The 18,001-nt window shown below is 28.5% G+C and carries 19 protein-coding genes; all 19 read left to right on the top strand.

Annotated features, from left to right (window positions below; all coding sequences use genetic code 11):
• Positions 1 to 6: 6 nt before the first annotated feature.
• The 19 genes from CRV03_RS08680 to CRV03_RS08590 all read left to right on the top strand — a co-directional run bounded on the left by CRV03_RS08680 (position 7) and on the right by CRV03_RS08590 (position 17,988).
• A complete protein-coding gene (locus tag CRV03_RS08680; protein WP_129084753.1) occupies positions 7 to 2,004 on the top strand; it encodes a tetratricopeptide repeat protein in 1,998 nt (665 codons plus the stop codon).
• Between the two features lie 98 nt (positions 2,005 to 2,102).
• Positions 2,103 to 2,414 (top strand): flagellin, encoded by a 312-nt coding sequence (locus CRV03_RS08675; RefSeq protein WP_129084752.1) that lies wholly within the window; start codon positions 2,103 to 2,105, stop codon positions 2,412 to 2,414.
• Between the two features lie 25 nt (positions 2,415 to 2,439).
• Positions 2,440 to 3,351, top strand: coding sequence for a FliM/FliN family flagellar motor switch protein (locus CRV03_RS08670; RefSeq protein WP_129084751.1), 912 nt, complete (start codon positions 2,440 to 2,442; stop codon positions 3,349 to 3,351).
• Positions 3,352 to 3,354: 3 nt separating this feature from the next.
• Positions 3,355 to 4,113 (top strand): motility protein A, encoded by a 759-nt coding sequence (locus CRV03_RS08665; RefSeq protein ID WP_129084750.1) that lies wholly within the window; start codon positions 3,355 to 3,357, stop codon positions 4,111 to 4,113.
• A gap of 5 nt (positions 4,114 to 4,118) precedes the next feature.
• Positions 4,119 to 4,892, top strand: coding sequence for a flagellar motor protein MotB (locus CRV03_RS08660; protein ID WP_129084749.1), 774 nt, complete (start codon positions 4,119 to 4,121; stop codon positions 4,890 to 4,892).
• Positions 4,893 to 4,894: 2 nt separating this feature from the next.
• A complete protein-coding gene (locus CRV03_RS08655) occupies positions 4,895 to 5,197 on the top strand; it encodes a rod-binding protein (protein WP_129084748.1) in 303 nt (100 codons plus the stop codon).
• Positions 5,198 to 5,206: 9 nt separating this feature from the next.
• On the top strand, positions 5,207 to 5,584 hold the full coding sequence (locus CRV03_RS08650) for a hypothetical protein (protein ID WP_129084747.1): 378 nt from the start codon (positions 5,207 to 5,209) through the stop codon (positions 5,582 to 5,584).
• Positions 5,571 to 5,972 (top strand): hypothetical protein, encoded by a 402-nt coding sequence (locus CRV03_RS08645; RefSeq protein ID WP_129084746.1) that lies wholly within the window; start codon positions 5,571 to 5,573, stop codon positions 5,970 to 5,972. Before CRV03_RS08650 ends, CRV03_RS08645 begins: the two co-directional genes overlap by 14 nt.
• On the top strand, positions 5,969 to 7,135 hold the full coding sequence (gene flhF, locus CRV03_RS08640; RefSeq protein ID WP_129084745.1) for a flagellar biosynthesis protein FlhF: 1,167 nt from the start codon (positions 5,969 to 5,971) through the stop codon (positions 7,133 to 7,135). The genes CRV03_RS08645 and flhF overlap by 4 nt, the downstream gene beginning before the upstream one ends.
• Before the next feature lie 2 nt (positions 7,136 to 7,137).
• On the top strand, positions 7,138 to 7,953 hold the full coding sequence (locus tag CRV03_RS08635) for an AAA family ATPase (protein WP_129084744.1): 816 nt from the start codon (positions 7,138 to 7,140) through the stop codon (positions 7,951 to 7,953).
• Between the two features lie 59 nt (positions 7,954 to 8,012).
• The gene (locus tag CRV03_RS08630) at positions 8,013 to 8,345 is read left to right on the top strand and encodes a hypothetical protein (RefSeq protein ID WP_129084743.1); all 333 of its coding nucleotides are present in this window, start codon (positions 8,013 to 8,015) and stop codon (positions 8,343 to 8,345) included.
• A 10-nt stretch (positions 8,346 to 8,355) separates the two neighbouring features.
• The gene (gene fliE, locus CRV03_RS08625; protein ID WP_129084742.1) at positions 8,356 to 8,658 is read left to right on the top strand and encodes a flagellar hook-basal body complex protein FliE; all 303 of its coding nucleotides are present in this window, start codon (positions 8,356 to 8,358) and stop codon (positions 8,656 to 8,658) included.
• Positions 8,659 to 8,670: 12 nt separating this feature from the next.
• Positions 8,671 to 9,141, top strand: coding sequence for a flagellar basal body rod protein FlgC (gene flgC, locus CRV03_RS08620; protein ID WP_129084741.1), 471 nt, complete (start codon positions 8,671 to 8,673; stop codon positions 9,139 to 9,141).
• 3 nt (positions 9,142 to 9,144) lie between these two features.
• The gene (locus tag CRV03_RS08615) at positions 9,145 to 11,508 is read left to right on the top strand and encodes a flagellar hook-length control protein FliK (protein WP_129084740.1); all 2,364 of its coding nucleotides are present in this window, start codon (positions 9,145 to 9,147) and stop codon (positions 11,506 to 11,508) included.
• On the top strand, positions 11,509 to 12,261 hold the full coding sequence (locus tag CRV03_RS08610; protein ID WP_129084739.1) for a flagellar biosynthetic protein FliR: 753 nt from the start codon (positions 11,509 to 11,511) through the stop codon (positions 12,259 to 12,261).
• A gap of 5 nt (positions 12,262 to 12,266) precedes the next feature.
• Positions 12,267 to 13,319: a flagellar biosynthesis protein FlhB gene (gene flhB / locus CRV03_RS08605; RefSeq protein ID WP_129084738.1), complete on the top strand. Its 1,053-nt coding sequence runs from the start codon at positions 12,267 to 12,269 to the stop codon at positions 13,317 to 13,319.
• 3 nt (positions 13,320 to 13,322) lie between these two features.
• Positions 13,323 to 15,317 carry a lipopolysaccharide assembly protein LapB gene (locus CRV03_RS08600; RefSeq protein ID WP_129084737.1) on the top strand — a complete coding sequence of 665 codons (1,995 nt, stop codon included), beginning with the start codon at positions 13,323 to 13,325 and terminating at the stop codon, positions 15,315 to 15,317.
• 2 nt (positions 15,318 to 15,319) lie between these two features.
• On the top strand, positions 15,320 to 16,624 hold the full coding sequence (gene fliI / locus CRV03_RS08595; RefSeq protein WP_129084736.1) for a flagellar protein export ATPase FliI: 1,305 nt from the start codon (positions 15,320 to 15,322) through the stop codon (positions 16,622 to 16,624).
• Positions 16,621 to 17,988: a flagellar hook-associated protein 3 gene (locus CRV03_RS08590; protein ID WP_129084735.1), complete on the top strand. Its 1,368-nt coding sequence runs from the start codon at positions 16,621 to 16,623 to the stop codon at positions 17,986 to 17,988. Before fliI ends, CRV03_RS08590 begins: the two co-directional genes overlap by 4 nt.
• The last annotated feature ends 13 nt before the right edge of the window (positions 17,989 to 18,001 follow it).

Genomic DNA, 18,001 nt, shown 5'->3' with positions numbered 1-18,001 from the left:
ACTTTTTTGAAAAAGATATATAATTTATTATTTATTATACTTATTTTACCTCTTATATCTTTTTCAAATGAGGGTAAAATTGATTCCCAACCAGAAATACTTTTTAAGTATGATAAACTAAAAGAAAATCAAGAAAAACTTAGACTACAAGTTGAGTTTAATAAAGCTATTTTATTACTTGAAAAGGAAGAATATAAAAAGGCAATTGAAACTTTTAAAGTAACTTCTGAGTTGCTTAAGGTTCCATCATTTTTAAACATTGGTATTGCTTATTATAAACTGGGTCAAATTGATAATGCTTTACTCTATTTAAATAATATATATGATTATAAAGAGGCTATATACTCAGATACATACTCATATATTTCTGCAAGTTATTACTTATATTTGATAAAAAAAGAAAGAAAATACCTTGAAACTATTGTAAATATTACAAAGAAGTTTAAAACACTAACTGAACATTCAAAGAGATTAGTTGTTGATACATTCATTTTATTAAAAGATTATGAATTAGCTTTAAAAATTTTGGAGACTATGGAGTTTCCGATGAATATGAAAAAAGCTTTATTACATTTAAAATTAAAAGATTATATAAAAGCAGAGAGATATCTTCAGCGAGCAAAAGAAGAAAGCTTTAATCAAAGTAGAACAAACTTGATACTTTGGTTAATGGTTTATAGAGATTTAAAAGCAAATGATATACAAAAACTTTTAGATAGATTAAAAGAGTTAGAAAAAGTTAAAGATACTTTTAAAGTAAACCAAGAATATCCCCTAAAGATTTTTTTTAACAAATCAAAATATACACCAAAAGAGTACTTGAAGTTTGTAACTAAATTTGATAAAGATAGAAAAATAGATTTTCTTTTTTATTTTGCCCCTTTTGTTTTCTCTGATAAGCAAGAAATCCTTTATGATATATCAAAAGGATTTATTTTCAATAGCGAACAAAATGTGGAAAGCTTAGAGCAAATGGTTAAATATAATGCTAAGTTTATTGAAATAATTCAAGATGATCCTATTATTAGGGTTAATAAAATGCAGTCACTTTTAAAGGAAGACTCAAATTCATATATTTACTATAATTTAGCTCTTTGTTATGCTCAAATAAGTGATTTCCATAATGCTTATAAATATTTTTCAAAAGCATATAAACTAAATCCAGGAAATAAGCTTTATTCTGTAATGACATTAATAAGTGCTGAAAAAATAAATAGGGATATAAAAGATAAAGAGTATATAGTTCAAAATATTAAATCAAAAGATGGTATGTACAAGTATTTTGGTCAGACAATTTACAAGGAGTATTTGGAGCCAAAATTTAAAGTTGTTTTTGATCCCTTAACATATAATCAAACTATTTTTTATAAAGCCTTAGATTATTTAGATAAGTTAGCAATTAATAAAATAACTTTAGAGCATCCTTTATTCGTTGAACATTATAAGGATCCATTAGTTTATTTAATGAAGTCAACTATTCGAAGAGAAGGGGAAAATGATTATAACTACTTTGCAAGACTTCAAGATAAAACTCCATTAAATATAAATAATAACTTTTTAGAAGGCCCACTAGTAATTACTAAATATTATGTTGATTTATTAAAAGCAATTGGTTTATTTCATAAAGCTGATTTAACTTTAGCAGGTGAAGAGAATCCCTCTTACTTAAGAACAAAAGCTTTAAGAGAATTACATAACAGTAAACCTAAAGAGAGTTTAAAAATTTTATATGGTTTACAAAAAAAATATAAATTAGAAGACAAATACACAATGTATCTAATTGTTGCATCACAATTAGAAGATAATAAATATAACGAAGCTCTTTTACAAATATCATTAATTAAAGCTATTTTAAAAGACCCTGGAGCAGATTTTTTAACAGGTGTACAACTTGTTCAAGATCTAAAGCTAAATAGTGCCTCACAATATTTTATTGAACCTTATAAAGATTCTTTAATTGATTTCAAACTTCTTAACTTTGACTCTCTTTTAGAGTCAATGTAAAAATAATATAATTCCCCTCGTTTTTTTAGTAATATTCATCAATTTTAATTTTTTTTTGATATAATAATTGTAATTCTGTACTTTTCAAGGAGGTTCTCATGGAACTAGGAAGAATTGCTGAAATTGATAATGCACAAGTTAATCATTCAGATAAAATTAAATCTGTTCAAGAAGTTGATGAAAAGCATAAGTCTATTCAGGATGACCAGTACAAAAAAGTACAAGGCTCATTACACGAGACAGAAAAAAATGAAGTTATACTAGATAACATAAAGTTTGGATATAACAAACAATCTCAGGACTTTTTTGTAAAAGTTACAAGAGGTGATATTGAGTATAAATATCCTACTGAAGATATGATGAGAATAAAAGCTCACATGCTTGAGTCTATAAATGAACAAGAAAAATAATAAAATATAAGCAAAGGGTTTATTTTTGGCATCTGATTTATCAAGTTTTTTAAAAGATGAGTTAGCTAATACTTTAGAGCAGTTATTATCAAAAAGTACAACAGTTGATTCTGTAGCAGCACTAGATGTTAGTAGCTTAGATGATTCACAATGTATTGAAGTATCAGTTAAATTTGAGTTTTCAACTATTAGTTCAAATTGGAAGTTTTATATACCTTCAATTACTGCAACTAAGTTTGAGTATTTTATGCTTGGTGGAATGGGTGACTTAAAAGAGCATATTGATGATGAAATTGCTGATGCAGTAAATGAAATAATCTCAAATGTATGTGGTAGTTTATGTACATCAGTAAATGCACAAGGTTTCCCTGATGTAAGCTCAATAAAATCAGAAGTTTTAGACTTTTCAATTAAGGTATGTGGTGATATCGAAGATAACGATAGAGTATATACTTTAGACTTAGCTTTAGATGGTGAAAAACTACCAATTTATTTATCTCTTGATGAAATAATATTACCTTATTTAGCTTCAATAACAGGATATGATAGCTCTTCTGCTTCTGAAGTAGCATCAAGTTCACAAAGTGCTATTTCAGCTCCTACTGCTAGTGTTTCTCAACCTAGTATGGGACCAAGTGTAAGTTCTATTAGCTCACTATTATCAGAAGAATCAGCTGAAAACTTACAACTTCTTTTTAATATCAAATTAAAATTAAGTGTTAGACTGGGGACTAAAAACTTTTTATTAAAAGATATTCTAAGATGGGATATAGGTGAAATCATTGAGTTAGAACAAATGGTAAACGAACCTTTAGATATTTTAGTTAATGGGGTAAAAATAGGAGAAGGCGAAGCTGTTATCGTAGAAGGAAAGTTTGGTCTAAAAATTAAAAATATTGGCGACAGTTCGACAAAACTAAGTCAAATAGGAATATAACATATGGATAAAAGTACTGCAGGTGGATTGGCTGGTGGTTGGGCCTTAGTTTCTCTAGCCATTATGTTAGGTGGTGTTGGTTTTGGACCTTATATTGATGTTCCTTCTGTAATAATTGTTATTGGAGGAACATTAGCTGTAACAGCAGGGCAGTTTGAACCAGCTGATTTAAAAAGAATAATTCCAGCTATGAAAGTAGCTTTTAATGAGGTTAAAGTAGAACCTTTACCTGAATTAATTGAAAAAATCACTTTCTATGCTACTGAGATTAAGAAACATGGTGTAATGCATATTGAACAAAAGGTTTTAGAAGAACAAAATCCTTTCTTTAAAGAAGCTTTTCAGTTATTAGTTGATGGAACAAAAGCAGAAACTCTAACTCCTTTATTAGAAACAAAATTAGAGTATATGGAAAAAAGACATAGTACAATGCATAAAATGTTTGCAAATATTGGTGGAACAGCTGGTTCTATGGGGATGATTGGAACACTAGTTGGATTAGTTGCAATGCTTGCAAACCTTTCAGATCCAGCATCAGTTGGTCCAGCAATGGCAGTTGCTTTACTTACTACGATGTATGGTGCATTAATTGGTACTCTTTTTGCAGGTTTAATGGAGAGTAAACTATCTCAAAAACATGCAAAAGAAGTAGAAGCATGTGAAGTAATTATCTTAGGTACAACTATGATTGCAGCTGAAGAATCAATAGGTAATATCAAAATGCAACTAAATGCAATTTTAGTTGATGATGAGGAAGAGTAAAATCTATGGCAGATAAAAAGTGTCCTGAATGTCCTAAATGTTTACCAGGTTGGCTAGTACAATTTGGTGACTTAATGTCATTACTTTTAACTTTTTTTATTTTACTTTTATCTATGGCAGTAATGGATAAGAAAAAAGTAGAAGAGTATTTTGATATTATGAAAAAAGCAATGGGATTCATTGATGCTTCAACAGATGTTCAAACTCAGTCAGAAAAACATTCTACTGAATCAAGTAACTCTTCAGATGATGATACAGACTCAAATGATGAGTCTATGGAAGAGAGTATGCAAGAGGTTGCAGAATTAGTAAATCAAATGAATGACATAAGTACAGTTGAAACAGAGCAAATTCAATTGGAAAAAGGACAAAATGAGTTTACTTTAGACATACCTTCTACTATAATGTTTGAAGAGGGCGAATATGCAATTACTAATCCAAATTCAAAGAGATTTATAGCAAAAGTTGCTAGAGTAATAAGAACAATGCCTCAAGCATTTAATATTGAGATTATAGGGCATACAGCAACAAATGGTTTTCAAGATGAGAAGATACCTAGAGATAACTGGGATTTATCAGCATTAAGATCAATATCAGTGGTAAAAGAACTTATAAAAAATAGAATTGACCCTAGTGCTTTAAAAGTATCAGCATACTCATCTTATCATCCTAAAAGTGAGTTAGCTTCTGATAATAGAAGAGTTGAAATGAAGTTTTTTGCAGATAATACAAATGATGATATTTTATCTGAAGAGAGCTTCTTTGATAGATTGGAGTAAAAATGGATATTAATACTAATTATCTTGATATAAATACAATAAAAAAGAGTCCAGCAGATAATTATAAAAATCTTGACTCATCAAAACTTGAAGATGATAGTTTAAGAAAAGTAAGTAATGATTTTGAAGCTTTTTTTATGAAGCAACTATTAGATATTTCATTAAAAGATAGTACATTTGCAGGGCAAGGTAGTGGTTCAGATATTATAAAAGGTATGTACACAGATACTATTTCTAGGCAATCAGCTGGTACTTTAGGAATCAGTGATATGTTATATAATTTTTTAAGTGAAAGAAAAAAGTAAAGGCTTGGCATGGTTAATTCAATTGTAGATGAAATGTTAGTACTAATTAAAAAGATGGAAGACTATATTGACCAAGATATTGAAGATATAAAAAAAGCAAGGCATGAAGAACTTCTTACTAGAAATAGTGAAAAAGAAGAGATGATTGAAAAAATTACTTCATATAAACAAGACTTAAACAATGCACTTGTTCAAGAGATGGAAAATGGAGTGGATGTTAATATTTATAGAGATAAAGTAGATAGTTTAGAAGATGAGCTTAAAAAACTTTATGAAGCTAATAGAAAACTAGCACTAATAGTTCAACCAATACAGCAAATGTACAAAGAGATTGTTGATGAGATAACAGAATTAAATGGAGGACAAATGTTCGATGTTAAGGCTTAGTAGTCTTTTACTTTTAATAGCAATTTTTTCATCTAAACTTTTTGCTATAAATGTAGTAATTGCAAAAAATGATATTCACTTTAATGAGTTTATTACTTTAGAAATGATTACTCCTGGAAAAGTTCAGAATGTGAAAAGACATTGTAATCCTACAACTATAAATGATTTTAAAACTAAAAAACTACAAGCAACTCACTATATGAAAAAAGGTTTTGTTATTTGTAAAGATGATGTGAAAGAGTTTAATAATAAATCAGTACTATTTAATTTTGGCTCAATTGAAATTGAAAAAAATGGAAAAATTATCTTTGAAAATGATGAATATATTAGGATTAAAAAGAGTAATGGTGATATTGAAAAAATCTATAAAGATGGAAGAATAAAATGAATATGCTTTCATTCTTAGGAGAAACTCCTACTCTTGCACTTAAAAATGCTCAGGCTGAATGTGGTGAAGAAGCAATTGTAATCTCTACAAAAAAAATTTCTAGTGCTAAAGATGGAAATAAAGATATGTATGAGGTTATTGTTGCTTTAGAAGATGACGATAAAGAGATTAAACATACTAAAAAAATAACAACACCTGTCACACATTCCTCATATATTGACGATAAAAAAGATAAAAGATTTGAAGCCAAAGTATATGATTTTAAAGAAGAGATTCTTAAAATGCAAGATGCAATTATGCAAGTACAAAAATCTCTTTGGAACCCTAAAAGTCAACTTTATGATTTAACAATACCTTTAGAATTTGTAGATATGTATAATCTTTTTGAGCAAAATGAGTTTGACCAAGAGATGACATATACTATTATGAAAAAAACTATTAAACAACTTCCTGTTGCTTTAAAAAATAATCCTAAAAAAGTAAATGATTTCTTTAAACTAGTTCTCAGACGAATTATTCCCATAAAACAAGAAATCCCATTAAGAAAACATCAAAGAAAAATTGTAATGATGGTTGGACCAACAGGAGTTGGAAAAACAACAACAATTGCTAAATTAGCTGCAAGATATGCTTATAAACTCGGACAAAACTATAAGGTGGGTATTGTTACTTTAGACTCATTTAGAGTTGGAGCAATAGAACAATTACAAGCATACACAGATATTATGAGACTTCCTTTAGAAGTAGTTAAAAAGCCTGAGGATTTAGTGGAAGCACTACTTAGACTTAAAGATTGTAACTATATTTTTATTGATACAGCAGGGTCTAGTCAATATGATGTTGATAAAATTGAAATGATAAATGAATATCAAGAAAAGGTACATGAACTACCTATTGAAAAGGTACTTGTTCTTCCTGCAAACGTAAAGCATAGTGATTTAGTAGATATTTATACCAACTATTCAAGATTAAATATTGATTACTTAACTTTCACAAAATTAGATGAGACAAGAAGTTTTGGAAATTTAATCTCTTTTGCTCATAAAACAAAAAAATCTATTACTTACTTCTCTATAGGACAAAATGTACCTGATGATTTAATAGTATCTGATTCTTCTTATTTAATAGATTGTTTTATGAATAATGCTTGTGTAAGGAGATAGTATTGTTTAATTCAATCTCTGCACAAGCAAGTAAGCTTGTAAACTTAACAAAAAGCTCATCTGTTGTATCTAAAACTAAGCTACTTACAATAACTTCAGGAAAAGGTGGTGTTGGAAAATCAACATTTACTGCAAACATGGCATATTTACTTGCAAGAAGAGGTTTTAAAGTAGCTGTTATTGATGCAGATATTGGCTTAGCAAATATGCAAGTTTTATTTGATATTAAACCACGATATTCATTATTTGATTATATTGAAGGAAGAAATACTATTGAAGAAGTTATATCTCAAACTTCATATGAAAACATCTCTTTAATTGCAGGAAAAAGTGGTTATCAATACTCAAGTTTAAAAGCTTCTTTTGTATTAACAAGAATAGTAGAAGATGTTAAATCTTTAAATAGATTTGATTATATAATTATTGATACCGGAGCTGGATTAAATGAATATGTACAAGAGTTTTTATCAATTTCTGACAATATTTTAGCCCTAACTACAACGGACCCTTCCGCCTTAACTGATGTATATGCATTGATAAAAATGTTATCAAAAGATAAAGAAAAATTATTGATTTGTTTTAATCATACAAAAAATTATAATATTGGCGAGACAATTTCTAAATCTTTAGTAAATTTAGCTAAAAAAAATAGGTTAAATTCAAAATTTATGGTAAAATATATAGGTAATGTGTCGACATCTGCAAATATTTCAACAACATCAAGACTAAGAAAGTTATTCGTTCAAGAATTCACAAACGATGAAATAACTTTACAATTACAAAAAATAATCGACATTTTACTAAAAGAAATTAGGTAAGTAAGGTAGTTTGTGCTAATAAATAAGCATTATATATTTTTTATACTAGTAGGAAAAATATGGTTGTAGAAAGATTTTCTCAAAATCTTATCAATAGTGGTATATTTAGACTGTACATAGCTACAGGATTTTTTGCAACTTTAATTTTCTTCGTAATAAATGCTGATTTATTTACACCAATGGAAATGATTTTTGGAATAATGGGTGTAACTATTATTTTGAAAGGTGTCACTAATATGATGCTTTCATTGATTATATTACTTTTTAATTTAGATAATAAAAGAGAAGAACTAAAACATAAGTACAATGAAGATAAAATTGATGCTATGTTAGCAGAGCTAAGTGTTCAAGATGCACAAGAAAAAGTAGATAAAGAAACTTCAAGTAAATAAGGAGAAGTAGATGAATATTAATTCTATTACGGATTCAATTGGATCAATTGCTTCAAAACAAAATAATCAAGTAAATCAAGCTGCACAATCTGATTTAAGTTTTAAAGATATGCTAAAAGATGCAGTAAATGAAGTAAATGATACGCAAGTTCAAGGATATAATGCCATGGAAGGTATTGCTACAGGAAAGGTTAAAAATCTTCAAGAAGCTGTACAAAAGATTGAAGAGGCTGAGCTTTCTTTAAAACTTGGTTTAGAAGTGAAGAATAAAGCGATTAATGCTTATAGAGAAATAATGAAGATGCCAGTTTAGTAGGAGTTTATTATGGGTTTTTTTGATGGATATGATATTGCTGTTTCTGGTATGAGTGCTCAAAGAACAAGAGTAAATATTACTAGTGCAAATATTGCAAATGCAAAAACTACACACACAGAAGATGGTGGACCATATAAAAGACAAAGTGTTGCTTTTCATGAGGTTTTATTAAAACAAAACGAGAAAGCATCAAATGATATTAAAACAGACTTTAATAAAGACGATAGTGATAAAAATCAATTAGCTTTAAGAGGAGTGGGAGTAAAATCAATAGTAGAAGATGATTCTGATCCTGTAATGAGATATGAACCATCACATCCAGATGCAAATGATGAGGGTTATGTTGCTTATCCAAATATTAATCCTGTTATTGAAATGATTAATTTACTGGAAGCTAGACGTTCTTATGAGGCAAATGTTACAGCATTTACAACACATAAGAATATTGATGTGAAAACATTAGATATATTAAAAGCATAGTAGATGAGTGAAGAAGTTAATTTTTTAAATCTTGGTAAAACTACACAAGATACAAAAACTAGTACTAATAATAAAACTTCAGAGAGTTCAAAAAAAGAAGGTATGTCTTTATTTGATTCTCTTCTAGTTAAAAATACTAAAAAAGTTGACACTTCTTCAGAAGAAACTACAAAAACAAAAGAAAAAACTCAAGAATCTACAGACTTAAAAAAAGTTGACACTTCTTCAGAAGAAACTACAAAAACAAAAGAAAAAACTTCAAAAAAACTTGATACAGATAGTCAAAAGAAAGACTCCACTGATACTAAGTCAAATGACAATAAAAATGTATTAGATACTGACAAAAAGAAAGATTTAAAAGAAAACACTTCAGAAAATACAGATAATAAAAAAGATACAACTAAAGTAGAAACAAAAAGTAGCAGTTCTTTATTAGATAGAATGATTTTAGAAGCTAATAAAAAAGTTAAAAATAATAGTAATCAAAAACATGACGAAAAAACTTTAAAAAATAGTGATAATAAGGATTTATCTCAAAAACAAAATTCTTTATTTGGTGAAGAAGAAAATGAAAATAAAGTAGAGAATAAAACTCAAAAAGTAGAAGAGTCAAAAACTAAAGAATCAACTGAATCAAAAGAGACAGTAAATAAAAATACTGAATTCGAGAGTACATCCGATAATAAAGAATCTAAAAAATTAGATGAGAAATCTAATGATGAAAAGATAAAACAGACTCAACCCTCTTTAATGGATCAATTATTAAATAAAACTAAAAAAGATTTAGAAAGTAAAGATAAAGAATCTACTTTAAGTAAAGTAGAAGAGAAAAAAGATACTAAAGAGTCTATATCTCAAGCACTAAGTGAAACAAAAAAAGTACAAGCAGAAAAAAATAGTTTAGTTGAAAATAAAGATGCGAAAGAAGTTAATAGTCCTAAAGAAGAAAAAGTAGCCAATAATGTTGAGGTAAAAGATACTTTAAAAGAGCAAAAATTATCAAAAGAAATTAGCTCAACTTCAGTAGAAAAAAAAGAAGATAAAATAATTAATAAAAGTTTTTCAAATAAAGAAGAAAATAAATCTATCGATGTAAAAGATGAAAAAGTAAATAAAACTTCTTTAGAAGAAACAAAAGAACTAAATACTAATGAAGAAAAAGCAAATAAGAAAATAGATATCAATGTATCTAAAGTAGAGCAAAACACTACAAAAGAAGAACCAAAAACGAACGATACAAAAGTAATTCCAAAAGAAGAAAAAACAACAAATATTGAATCTTCAACAAAGAAAACAGAAATAAATACTTCTACAAATGATAGTAAAAAAGAGCCAGGTAATTTAGCAAAATTAGATAAAGAAGCAATTGTTCAAGATGAACAAAAAGTTGAAGTAAAAAAAGAGACTCTAAAGCAAGAGAATACAGAAAATTCAAAAGATACTAAAACTAAATCTTTAATGGATCAACTAATAAATACTAACAAAACTAAGACTGTATCAAGTGAAGCCTTAGAAACAAATGTAAATTCATCTTCAAAAAATGGTGATTTATTAACTAATATATATTTGGGTTCACGAAAAAACTCAATTTATAATCAAATGCTATCTACTAAAAGTGAAGCAGTTAAGATTGTAAAAGAGGCTAAAACTACTGATGATATAAAGAAAGGAGCAGATAAGCTAGATTTAAATGCAAAAGATTTATCTGTTACTAAAGAAGCAGTTTCACAAAAGAAGGAAGAGTTTAATAAGCAAGTAGATACAAAAATACAAAGAGACAGTATAGATAGAATGGTTATGGATCAAAATAATATGAAAAGTAGTTCTATATCAAATGAAACAACATCAAAATTAAATCTTTCTTCCTCTAATACTCAAGAAACTACAGTTAACTTAACTGTTTCACCAAATGCAGCATTAACTATTCAAAATAGAATTATTGGTGCACAACAACAAATGTCATCAATGATGTCAGATATAGCAAGAAATATGTATGAAAACTATAAGCCTCCTATTACTGCATTTAGAATTAATCTTTTCCCTGCTCAACTAGGACAAATTGCAATTTTAATGAAAACTGATAGAGATAGTGGAATGAGTATTTCAATGAATATGTCTAACTCAGCAACACTTGATGCAGTTGTTGAAAATCAAGGTTCATTAAGAGAAGCTATAAATAGAAACTTTAACAATCAAACAGATGTAAATTTTGAGTTTGGTATGCAAGGTGAAAGTCAGAATAACTCTTCATCAGGAAATAATGAAGGAAATCAGGAACAAGCAAGTCAACAACAACATTCCTCTACAGATATTTTAGAAGCAGTGAATGATAATAAAAATGTTGCTGATGATTTAAATTATTTGTAAATGGAACAACTTTTATCCTTATTAAATGAAGAACTCCTTTTCAGTTCTTTACTTCTTTTTGCAAGAATTTTAGCCTTTGTTGCTTTTATGCCTCCCGTTTTTGACCATAACTCTGTAAACCCTACAGTAAGAGTTGGAGTAGCTTTTTACTTAACAATTTTTTTATATCCTTTAATTGATGTAAAGGGTGATTTTTCTCAAGACACTTTTATCTTATCTTTAATTTCTGAAATAACATTAGGTTTAGTAGCTTCATTCTTTTTACATGTAATTTTTGCAGCAGTAAGGGTTATTGGAGAGTTTGTTGAATATGCAACAGCCTTATCTATGGCAAGTATGTTTGATGCTGCAAGTGGAAGTAATACAGGGCTTGTAAATAGACTATTGTATTTAGTAGCATTAATGCTTTTTTTTCAAACAGGAATGTATGAAATAACTATTATTATGCTTGTAAAGAGTTTTTCAATGGTTCATTTAGGAATGTTTAATATCTTTTCATATGATGGAATACAAATTGCTATAGATGAAGTTCAAAGAATGTTTGCATTTGCATTTGCTTTTGCATTGCCACTATTTTTTATTGGTTTTATTTTAGATATTTATTATGGCTATGGTACAAAATCTATGCCAGCTTTTTCTCCTTTTGTAATTACCTTTCAGCTAAAATTTGCATTGATATTTATATTTCTAATTCTAGGAATGGAAGTTTTTACAGAGAGTTTTACTAATTACATGATAACAAAGTTTGAGTAGGTATTATGGCAGACGAAGAAGAAAAAACCGAAGAACCCACCCAGAAGAAGATAGATGATGCAAAGGAAAAAGGTAATGTCCCTAAATCAATGGAAGTTACAGGGGCAGCAGTTTTATTGTTTGGGTCAATCTATTTACTATTTTTTTCTGGTTTTACTTTTGAATCAATAAAAAAACTAATGCTTTTTTCATATGGTTTTATGGGACAAGAGATGAATGAAACAGTCTTTTATTCAATAGCTTATACTTTTGTTATGACGGCTGTAAAAGCACTTTTACCCATTTTTGTATTGGTGATTTTATTAGCTTTAATAACAAATTGGAGCCAGTTTGGTTTTTTGATAACTCCATTAAAAATTGATTTGCAAAAATTGGATCCAATTAAAGGGATGAAAAATGTATTTGCATTTAAGAAGGCTTTAGAGGCTCTAAAATTAACACTAAAATTACTAATAATTATAGTTGTTATGTTTATAGTTTTAGCATTAACTCATAAAGCATTCTTAGCTATGATGGATAAGGAGTTTTATGCTACATTTAATACTATTATAGAGTTGATTATATATTTTTTAGCAGCAATTCTTCTAATTATAATACTTTTTGCTATAATAGACTTCTTTTTTACAAGACATTATTATTTTAAATCTTTAAAAATGAGTAAACAAGAAATTAAAGATGAGTTTAAAAATATGGAGGGGGATCCTCAAGTAAAAGGAAGAATTCGTAAGATACAAATGCAAATGCATCAAAAAAGAATGATGAATGATGTTCCTGATGCAGATGTTGTAATTACAAATCCAAGTCATTATGCTGTAGCATTAAGATATGATAATACAAAAGATAATGCACCAAAAGTAGTTGCAAAGGGTATTGATTTTATTGCTTTAAAAATAAAAGATATTGCAAGGGAAAATGATATACCTATTATTGAAAACCCAGCACTTGCAAGGTCTTTACACTCACAAATTGAAGTTGACCAAGAGATACCAGGTGAGTTTTATAAGGCATTAGCTGAGATTTTCTCTTATGTATTTGAATTGAAAAAGAAAAAAAGGTAGATTTTGAAGTTTTTTATTTTTTTTATATTGATATTTACTTTTTCTTTTGCTAAAAAAGACTTTTATTATGGGTTTATAGATTCTACTGGTGAGCAGATTTCTCAAAAAAGAATCCAAGAAATTGATGATGGATTTTCAACTATTAGTAATGCTAGACAGCTTTCTAAAGAAGGGAAAGTCGATGAAGCATATACTCAAATTAATGCTTTAAAAGAACAAAATAAAGTAGAGATTTTATATTCAGATATTATCATTTTATACTCAGAATTAGCAATAAAGAAAAAGTCTAAAAGAATTATTATTGATGCAGCAGCTGAACTTGAAAAAGCTATTAATGATTCAAAAATACATGAGGGTGATTTAGCCAGAGCTTATATGGTGTTAGTTGAGTTGAAATTAAATCTTAATAAAGCTGATGATGCCAAATACTTTGCAAATATTATTGTAAACAATTTTGATAACGAAGTTATAAATGCATATGGAAAGATTTTTTTAGCAAAAGTTTATAAACACCAAAAAAATTATGATATGTCAATTAAAATTTTATATGAAGTATTAACAAAAACTACTGATTTATTAGTTGCAACATTGGTTGCAGATGAACTGTTTGATGTATATGTTTTAAATGACCAAAAGAAAGAAGCATATGAACTTATTTCCAAAGTATTAGAAAAGAATATGGACTATTATGCTAAAGATTCATTTTTAGCATTAGAAAAGGTTAATAGACTGCTTAATGCTGATATGCCAGAGTTTGCAGTTAGAATTTTAGAAGAGTTACTAAATAGAACGGATAAACCTGCATCTGTAGAAGATTTCAAATTTAAATTAGCAGAAATTTATATGAAAATGTATGATGGTACAGAAAAATATTTAATTAAAGCAAGGGAACTCTATAAAGATATTTTAAATGATTTTGCAGGTGGAATCTATGCCGAAAAAGCAAAAATGTACATTGATGAAATTTTAATGAGACAAGGGATTTTGGAACCAGCAGCAGTTTCTGCAAAATATCCTGAATCTGAAGCCATGCAACAAAAGGTTTTAGTACAAGAGCTTCTTAATCATAAAAGACAAGGTAAATATGATTTAATTTTAAAATCAAAAAGAATCTATGTAAAAATATCTAACACAATTGCACAGAGATTTGGCTATGACTCTGTAGATGAAATCTTTGATGAAGTTACAATTGATATGATTAAAAAGTATTTAGCAACTGGTAAGTGTTTTTTATTAAATGAGACTTTAAATGGTGCGAGAACAGAGACGTTCCAAGCTTTAATTGAAGATAAAACAACAAAAGATAAGTTTTTTGAATGTTTAGTTGAGGTTCCTTCTGAAAAAGCATATAACCTATTAAAAGATACCTTTAGTACAAGTAGAAATGCTACTATTTATTTATATTTAGAGCGAATGGCACTTTCTTTACAAAACTTTACAGATGCAAAAAGCTTTTCTGCAAAAATTGATATGGTTGATGATAAAAAGATTTTAGAAAAAGAGTTTTTATATAGATTTCTTATTAAAAATACTGTAGGAGACTCTATATCAATGGATAAGTTCTTTAACTATGCCCATCGAAATCAACAATTTATTGAATCAAATAGTAATAATCCTATGATAATAGATTTTTACTATTATTACTATCTTTATTTGATGAAACGAGAGCTTAAAGATGAAGCTGAAGTTATATTAAATAAATTATATAAAAAACAAAAAGAGAATAATGCTCATGTATATTCTCCTTTTGTAGAATTAGAATTAGCAAAAATAGCTCAAACAAACAATAAAAATGAAGAGTCTTTAAATTTACTTTTAGATGCTCTGGATTACTCAAGAAAAATAACTCCAAATAATTTAGCACAAGTTTATTATGAGTTAATAGTTTTATATGAAGAGTTTGAGAATAATATTAAAAAAGATGAATTTATCAATAAGTGTAAATCAATTGAAGGAACAACAGATAGTTTATATAAGAAAATGTGTGATGAGATGTAAATATGGATATTGATTCGTTATTAAATAGTATTGACTCAACTGAGCTTTCTATCCCTTTTGGAAGAATTAAACATATCTCTTCAACTACAATTAAAGCTTCTGGAATAGAAGTTGCTGTAGGTGATATTGTAAGAATTGAGTCACAGCAGCATATCTATACGGTTTTAGGAATGGTTGCATCAATTGAGTCAAGTGATTTTACAATTGTTCCTTTCTCTTTTATTGATGGTTTTAGAATACATGATAAGGTATTTTTACAAAAAGATGGATTATCTGTTGAGACAGGATATGGTCTTTTAGGAAGAGTTGTAAATGCTTTAGGTGAGCCTATTGATGAAAAAGGAAAAATCAAGGATTTAGCTGAAAGTTCTGCAATTAATAAAGTCTCTATGTCTCCTCTTGAAAGGGGAGTTATTGATGAGAGGTTCTCAACAGGTGTAAAAGCAATTGATTCTATGTTAACTGCTGGGAAAGGACAAAAAGTAGGTATCTTTGCAGGTTCGGGTGTTGGTAAATCTACTTTAATGGGAATGATTGTTAAAGGTTGCGAAGCTCAAATAAAAGTAGTTGCATTAATTGGGGAAAGGGGTCGTGAGATTCCTGAGTTTATTCATTACAACTTAAATAATAACCTAGAAAATACAATTATTGTTGCAGCTACATCAGATGAGTCAGCTTTAATGCGTAAATATGGTGCTTTTACAGCAATGGCAATTGCAGAGTTCTTTAGGGATAAAGGACATGATGTTCTTTTAATGATGGATTCTGTAACAAGATTTGCAATGGCTCAAAGGGAGATTGGATTAAGTACTGGAGAACCACCAGTAAGTAGGGGGTATCCACCTTCAGTTTTTGCACTTTTACCACAATTAATGGAACGAGCTGGTAATAATGCTAAGGGTTCTATTACTGCATTTTTTACGGTTTTAGTTGATGGTGATGATATGAATGATCCTATTGCTGATCAGAGTAGATCAATTCTTGATGGACATATAGTTTTAACAAGAGAATTAACAGAACAAGGTTTTTATCCTCCAATAAATCTTCTGAAGTCGGCATCAAGGGTAATGGATAAAGTTGTTAATGATGAGCACTATAATTATTTTTTAAAGCTAAAAAGGGTATTATCTATGATAAAAGAGAATGAAGTTTTAGTTCGTGTAGGGGCATATAAACCTGGAATGGACAAAGAACTAGATGATGCCTTAGCTAGAAAAGAGAAAATTAGAACTTTCTTGACACAAGGTATGAAAGAACAGTATAATTTTAATGAGATAGTAGCGAAGTTTAAGGAGGTATTCCAATGATTAGATCAACTTCAGAAATGTTATTTAGGTTAAGTAACTTAAATAATGAACAACAAAGAATTAGTTATCAAATGAGTAGTACTAAGATATTACAATATGGAAGTGATGATGCAAACCTATTTACTAGGGATATCTACTTAGATGATAAAATTAAAGTATATGAAGGTATTAAGCTACAAATACAAAAAACTAATGCCCAAAATAATGTATCTGACTCTACATTAGATGAAATTAAAAACCTTCTAACATATGTGAAAACTGAATTAATTAAAGCAAATACAGATACAGTTAGTCAAAATGCAAGGGAAGCTATTGCTGTAAATCTAAAGGGTGTAAAAGAGAACCTTTATATGTTATCAAATGAGCAGGTTGAAGGTGAATATATTTATGCTGGTTCTGATTCAATGATTAAACCATTTGTGCAAGATGCTTCTGGAAAAGTTACATATCAAGGGGATAGCTTCTTAAGAAAAACAGCAGTTGAAGATGGTTCTTATAGAGAAAAAGGTGTAACTGGATTTGAGACTTTTCTTTATACTGCCGAGATAGGATTAAAGGGTGAAACTTTAAACTTTGAAAAAACTGATAGAATTATTGATGAAGGGCGTTTTGAGTGGAAGCTTGAAGGAGTTACTCCATCAACAACAGCAACTTCTCCTTCTCCTGTTCTTTCTTTCGATGCAAATGAACCATTAATAGATGAAAATGGAACTGAATGGAGATTAAATGCAGGTGGTACAGCAATTGAAAATGATGCTGGAGATTCTATTGCCGTAGCAGGTGGACCAGCTCCTGCACCATTTTCTGTAGATATGAGTGCCTTAGCTTATACTCCTTCAGGAGCCAATCCAGCTCCTACAGAACTTAGTAAAATTCAAATTGTTAAGTACGATGAAGAAGGAAATAAAACAGATGAAGTCTTAGCTGTAAAAAATGGAACAAATAAAGATTATGAAGTTGTTTTACCAAATGTAGATGGTACAAAATTTGAGGCAAAGGGTAATACTTTTGATGTAGTAGATAAAATTATTAATGCCCTTGAATTAAAAGATGCAGCAGGAAATACTATTACAAAAGCAGAAGCTGATGCAGAATTAGGTGAAGCCTTAGATATGATTTCACAAGCTTTTGATACTGCGAATGTTGGTCATGCAAAACTTGGTGGTAGAAATAAAGTATTTGAAATCTCTTTAGAGAGAGTAGAATCTAAAATAAATCAGTTTGATATTATGTCTCATGAGGTAGGTGCAGCAGATTTAACTAAACTTGCTGTAGAAGCAAAAGCATTAGAAGTAACATTTACAGCTTTATATTCAACTATAAATAAGATGAATCAACTTACTTTAGTTAATTTTGTTAGATAAGCTAAAGACCTAA

This window comes from Arcobacter sp. F155 (assembly GCF_004116455.1).
Taxonomy (GTDB): Bacteria; Campylobacterota; Campylobacteria; order Campylobacterales; family Arcobacteraceae; genus Halarcobacter.
Note: the sequence above shows the minus strand (reverse complement) of the source record. Positions and strands in the feature narration are given on the sequence as shown.